Source organism: Gluconacetobacter entanii, from assembly GCF_003206495.1.
Lineage (GTDB): Bacteria > Pseudomonadota > Alphaproteobacteria > Acetobacterales > Acetobacteraceae > Novacetimonas > Novacetimonas entanii.
Genome location: NZ_NKUF01000084.1, coordinates 1 through 5,431, shown reverse-complemented (window position 1 = coordinate 5,431; position 5,431 = coordinate 1). Strand labels below are relative to the sequence as shown.

6 protein-coding genes are annotated in these 5,431 nt (G+C 48.9%); 4 read left to right on the top strand and 2 right to left on the bottom strand.

What is annotated here, in order from left to right:
* Together CFR72_RS16105 and CFR72_RS16100 are read right to left on the bottom strand one after the other, a co-directional pair.
* Positions 1–830, bottom strand: an 830-nt coding sequence (locus CFR72_RS16105; protein ID WP_146220769.1) for a DUF4158 domain-containing protein, incomplete at its 3' end; no start/stop codon positions are given.
* Positions 831–833: 3 nt separating this feature from the next.
* Complete coding sequence (locus CFR72_RS16100; protein ID WP_110914755.1) at positions 834–1,418, bottom strand: recombinase family protein; 585 nt, start codon at positions 1,416–1,418, stop codon at positions 834–836.
* A gap of 1,045 nt (positions 1,419–2,463) precedes the next feature.
* Between CFR72_RS16100 and CFR72_RS16090 the strand changes: the two genes are divergently transcribed.
* The 4 genes from CFR72_RS16090 (at position 2,464) to CFR72_RS16075 (ending at position 5,230) form a co-directional block, all read left to right on the top strand.
* Entirely contained in the window at positions 2,464–3,033 is a 570-nt protein-coding gene (locus CFR72_RS16090; RefSeq protein ID WP_110914753.1) for a helix-turn-helix domain-containing protein, read from the top strand.
* Entirely contained in the window at positions 3,030–3,422 is a 393-nt protein-coding gene (locus CFR72_RS16085; protein WP_110914752.1) for a helix-turn-helix domain-containing protein, read from the top strand. Before CFR72_RS16090 ends, CFR72_RS16085 begins: the two co-directional genes overlap by 4 nt.
* Positions 3,423–3,504: 82 nt before the next feature.
* Positions 3,505–4,296, top strand: a complete 792-nt coding sequence (locus CFR72_RS16080) for a S1 domain-containing protein (protein WP_208630079.1) — start codon at positions 3,505–3,507, stop codon at positions 4,294–4,296.
* Entirely contained in the window at positions 4,289–5,230 is a 942-nt protein-coding gene (locus CFR72_RS16075) for a DNA-methyltransferase (RefSeq protein WP_110914751.1), read from the top strand. Before CFR72_RS16080 ends, CFR72_RS16075 begins: the two co-directional genes overlap by 8 nt.
* The last annotated feature ends 201 nt before the right edge of the window (positions 5,231–5,431 follow it).

The window sequence follows — 5,431 nt, the reverse complement described above, 5'->3', positions numbered from 1 at the left end:
ACCGCGCGCCGCCGTGCCGGGTTCAACGAGGTGAGATGTTGCGCCGTGAGGCGCGCGCCTTCCTGGCACAATCGGCGAAGCCGCTCCGGGTGAATGGTGTCCACGAGGCCGGAATCCAGGTCGATCGCACGCAGGAGCGACAACCGGTCGAGGATCGCGGCGAAGGCACGCCTCCCGGGCTGGCCAGGAGGCTGACGCACCCAGGTGAGGCTACTGATATGGCTGCCGCTATGCGGCTGGAGGAGGCCATCGAGCCGATCGCGCTGGCTGGCGGTGAGATGCCGCGTCAGCAGCTCGCAGACATACCGCTCGGCATCGAGCAGCGCCTTGCCCACCATGCGTTCGATCTGGGTGATACCAGGCACGACGATGCGTCGCCGGCGAAATTCGCCCAGCAGCATCCGTGCGAGAACGATTCCGCTGCTGGACGTCAGGGCGGCAGGCAGAAGCCAGGCCTGAAGCTCGATCTGGAGCGGCCGACAGAATTGCTGGAATCCGAATGTTCCACGCAGCGTATCGAGCTGCTCGTAGCGGGTCGGCCCACGTACGGCATAGTCGGCGAGCGCGTCCGGCTCGATCCCGAGTTGATCCCCTATGAAGGCGAGCGGGATCTGAGGGATCAGTTCCCCCGGCCGGAGCAGCCGCCCCGGGTGGCGCAGTGCGCAAAGCTGGATAGCAAAGCCCAACCGATTGTGCGCCCTTCTCCGACTGACAATGACACGCAGGTCATCGGGAGTGAGCGTCCAGTAGCGCACCAGGTCGGCCTCGTTTTCGGGCAGGGCAAGCAGCGCCAGGCGCTGCGCCTCGGTCAGAACGGAACGGCGCGGCATCTGTCAGGTTCTGCCGGGAGGCGTCCAGCCAATTCGCGCCAGCGTGTCGATCAGCGTCGAGCGCGGGACACCGAAGTTGCGGCATATGGCCGCCTTGCTGGCGCCTCCTTCGAGGGCGACGGTAATCGCCGCGATCTTCTCCGCGTCGATCGCGGGCGGCCTGCCGCCGCGCCGGCCCAGGCGCCTGGCGGCCGCCAGCCCCGCCATGACCCGTTCGCGCGTCAAGGCGCGTTCGTATTGGGCGAGTGCGCCGAACATCGAGAACAGCAACTCGCCTTGCGCGGTTGCCGTATCCATATGTTCGGTCAAGGATCGGAAAGCGATGCCACGCTCCCGAAAATCTCCGATAATATCGAGAAGATGCGATAGAGAACGACCCAGACGGTCGAGTTTCCAGACCACCAGCGTATCCCCTTCCTTGAGCCAGGCGAGGCACGTCTTGAGACCAGGGCGATCGTCGCGGGCACCAGAGGCCTTGTCGGAATGGATGTGGCGTGCATCGACACCAGCCGCGATCAGCGCATCGCGCTGGAGATCCACTGACTGGCGTTCGTCGGCTGAGGACACTCGCATATAACCGACCAGCATGTACGACAAACCTCAGCAGAAGCGTTTCCGCATAGTAATTCAAAACGACAGGGTTTGTCGTGCAGTTTTTGCTATCTTGGCGGCTATCTTTTCCCGGCAAGAAAAAGAATGACGGAAAACACCTGTTTTCCGTCATATACCCTCAGCATCCGACCTTAGCGTATATCTGTGCCCGTTCTATGTACCGACCCCTATTCAGATGTTGCCGGTAAGCTGCCAGCCCTAGCGAAGCAACTTGAGGCACTGGACGCCAAAAGCACAAAAGCAGCGCAACGTGTTGAGGATGCAGCGCAGGCCGTCACCAGCTACGTCAAGACCGACAGACGCACCCTGCTCATCACCTGTGGATTTGGGGCTATTGCGCTCGTGTTCTGCGCAGCCTTTCTGGGTGACATCAAAGGCAGTCGAACCGGATATGCTCAAGGGTTCGTTGAGGGGAAGCAGGAAACCAAGCAGCGCGATACACTGGCAGAATGGGCGGTATCGTCCCCATCGGGACGCCTAGCTTACGAAATGGACAAGGCTGGGCAGATTCAGGCCTTCGGCATGTGTCGAATTGAGGGCTACAAGGTCAAAACTGACCAGAAAGGAACGTGGTGCGTATCCACTTCCGGGAATGGTCTAGAATGGTCCCTAGCACGCCCATAGCTGTTTCCAGTTAAAAACCCACCAGAACACCCACATACCCTCCTCCTGAGCCTTTTATGAGGCACTTTGGGTGGTGTTGCAGGTCTGGGCGAGCGCAGAGCGGGAGCGGCGTAGCCCGTCCGCAGGACGCCAGACAAGGAATGAATATTAAATTTGCCTTTGATCCGCCCCCGAGGGTCCACAGGACCCGAGGTCCGTTACCGTTTATAAGACGTTCACTCCCCTCGAACCCGTGGGCTTCGTGGACGGTTCATAAGATCATAGAAGAGAATATAAAAAATAATGTTATTCCTCAATAACTTATTTGGTGGGGTAGTCCCATCTAGATGGGACTGGTTTGGACATTTTTTGTCAATTCATTGACAACTATTGTTCATGATTGAGACGGGGTAGTCCCATGTCAAAAGTTCCGCCGAAAGCCGTGGGTATTGTCACAGCTCCTAATGGAACGTGGGTACAGACTGAACGGGCAGCCCATGAACGATGGGCCAAGCTCATAGGAACGCATCCAAAAGCAGCAGCACTCATGCATGTGATCGTTGGTAACATGGGACGACACAATGCTCTGGTGGCTAGTGTCCCCAATCTTCAACGAATGATGGGATGCTCACGGAATACAGTCCTTCGTGCGATCAACGTGCTGAAGGACGAAAACTGGATTGAAGTGCGCCATCTCGGTGGGGTCGGCACTACAAACGCCTACATCGTGAACGACCGAGTAGCATGGTCTGGAGCACGTGATGGCATCCGCTACAGCTTGTTTTCGGCAGCGGTTCTGGTTTCAGATAACGAACAACCGGATAAATCTGAAATTGGCGCACAACCACCCTTAGAGCGCATTCCGACCCTATACCCGGGAGAGAAACAGCTACCGACCGGCCCCGGTACGCCGCCACCTTCACAGCCCATGATTGAAGGGCTTGAACCTGACTTGCCGCACACGATCCTGACCGACCACGTACGATGATCGCACACGCCCCTGCACATATGTCTCCTGCACAGGCTGCACAGGTAGCTAATGTCTCTCGATGGACGATTATGCGTGCCATAAAATCTCAGAGTTTAGAGGCTTTTCGTGACAACAAGAACCAGTGGCGGATCAAAACTGATAATCTAAATGCGTGGATCTCTGCACAATGTGCGCACACTGTGCAAGAAGAGGGCATTACGCATAAAACGCACACCCATGCACACCACACTTCGGTTCCATCAGAAGCTCTCGAACTGGTACGTGTGAAAGCTGAATTAGAAGCAGAAAAAACGCTCCGAGAAACCATAGAAGCCGACCGAGATCATTGGCGCACAATCGCTCAGAAGCTAGCTGAAACACGGTCACGCAAATGGTGGTTCTGGTGATTGAGCCTTTATCCGTTTTATCTCATTCTTGCATATGCAATGCAGTGGGCTCGAACACGAGCATTAGAGATTAATAAATAGGATGCTTACCGATATGGTATATAATGACTTTGACTTCAAAATTCCAGTTGAATCTGAAGATTACGCTGAGTGTTCATTTGACGTTACTCAACGAATTGAAAGTATAATAGAAGACGCAATACAATCTAACAGAAATAAGATTTTTATAAATACAAATCTACACCTGGGACTACCCATGGAGAATATTAATAAAATTGCCGGTCCATTTGTTGAAGCGTGGGCATATGAAATATTTTATAATGAAAAACAACGTTTTGATGGTAAATATTCACTAATAAACGTCGAAACAAGACCAAGACTACATATGGCTGACGTAATATTACAATTCAAAAAGAAAAGGATAGTTGGAAATACAGTAACAGCTGAAGTTGATGTAAAAGCCACGGCTGAAGATATAGAAGGGTCTGGAAAATCACCAAACATAACATCGTTTTCTAGGATAAGAACTGCTTACATAGAAGATCCCGACTATATATTTATAATTTTATCTCTAAAGCATAGAGTTTATTCAAAAAGAAATGAAGTATCATCTTTAATGGATGGAGTAATGGAAGTTGTAGGTCATAATGCTTATGACTTAAAATATGTGTCAAAGAGTGATATTAGCTATAATCCAGCTCTAGGAACTGGTCAGATTCAAATAAGAGATATTCATTATATTAACCAAGAACGCAGAACTACATGGGAATTTTGTCAAATTCTTGATGCTAAATTTCTTAATTCTGGACGACGAGACATAATACAGTGGGAAACTATGGCAAAGAGATATGGATGGATTAAGGAAGATGTCTGAACAAAAAATCTTTCATGAATCCTGCCTAACAGGATTAGAAAAAATAAATGATAACAGTGTCGATCTCATCATTGCAGATCCACCGTACAATCTTGGGAAAAATTACAATACAACAAATGACAATCTTGGATTCGATGAGTATATTTCATTTACAAAAGAATGGATGAGTCATGCAAAAAGGATAATAAAGCCGAACGGAACAGTTTATATATTTATGGGTGTACAATTTATATCATATATATTCAAAATAGCTCAGAAAGATTTATCTTTTGATTTAAATAGCTGGATTTCGTGGCATTACACCCAAGGAATTGGAAAAACCAAAGGCTTCTCTCCACGTCATGATGATATTCTCATGTTTAATGCAGGAAAAAATCCAAAATTTAATTTAGATGCTATCCGCGTTCCGCAAAAATACTACAGAAGCCGCAATAATATGCGTGGAGCAAATCCTGGAGATGTCTGGCAGTTTTCTCATGTACATTACTGCAACGAGAATAGACGAGATCATCCAACGCAAAAACCAGAAGGATTATTTGAACGTATGATCCTCGCATCATCTGATAATGGTGATGTCGTTGTAGATCCTTTTTCTGGAAGCGGAACGTGCGCGCGCGTATGTAAACAACTAAACCGTAACTGCTTGTCTTTTGAAATAGACGAAAAATACGTTTTGCAATCTAGGGAAAGATTAGAAGAACCTTTCATTGGTTTTGATAGTATCGATCCACGGATGGAAAGAGTTCCTCTTGATCTTCGTGATCCTGATATTCGTGACAAATATCTAAAGAACCATGAAGAATGGTTTTTAAAAAACCATCAACCATCTATTGATAAATTTAGGCGTCATGTAAAAGAATTATACGGATCACACATTCCAAGAAAGAATAGAAAAAAATTGAACGAAGACAATGTACTAGAAACACTTTTCTAAAATAATATTCCTTTTAGGAAAGTTTTTGTTTGTCCTTATTGTCATAAGGACAAACAAAAACAATTATAAATTTTAAATACCAATGCATTAGACAAATGAATTAGAGCCCGATCCGAAAGTTTTTGAACAATACCAGCCTGTTGTGATTCATCCGTCTTTGCGAAGAGATGGAGTGAATGGTGACATGGACTGGTATTGCCC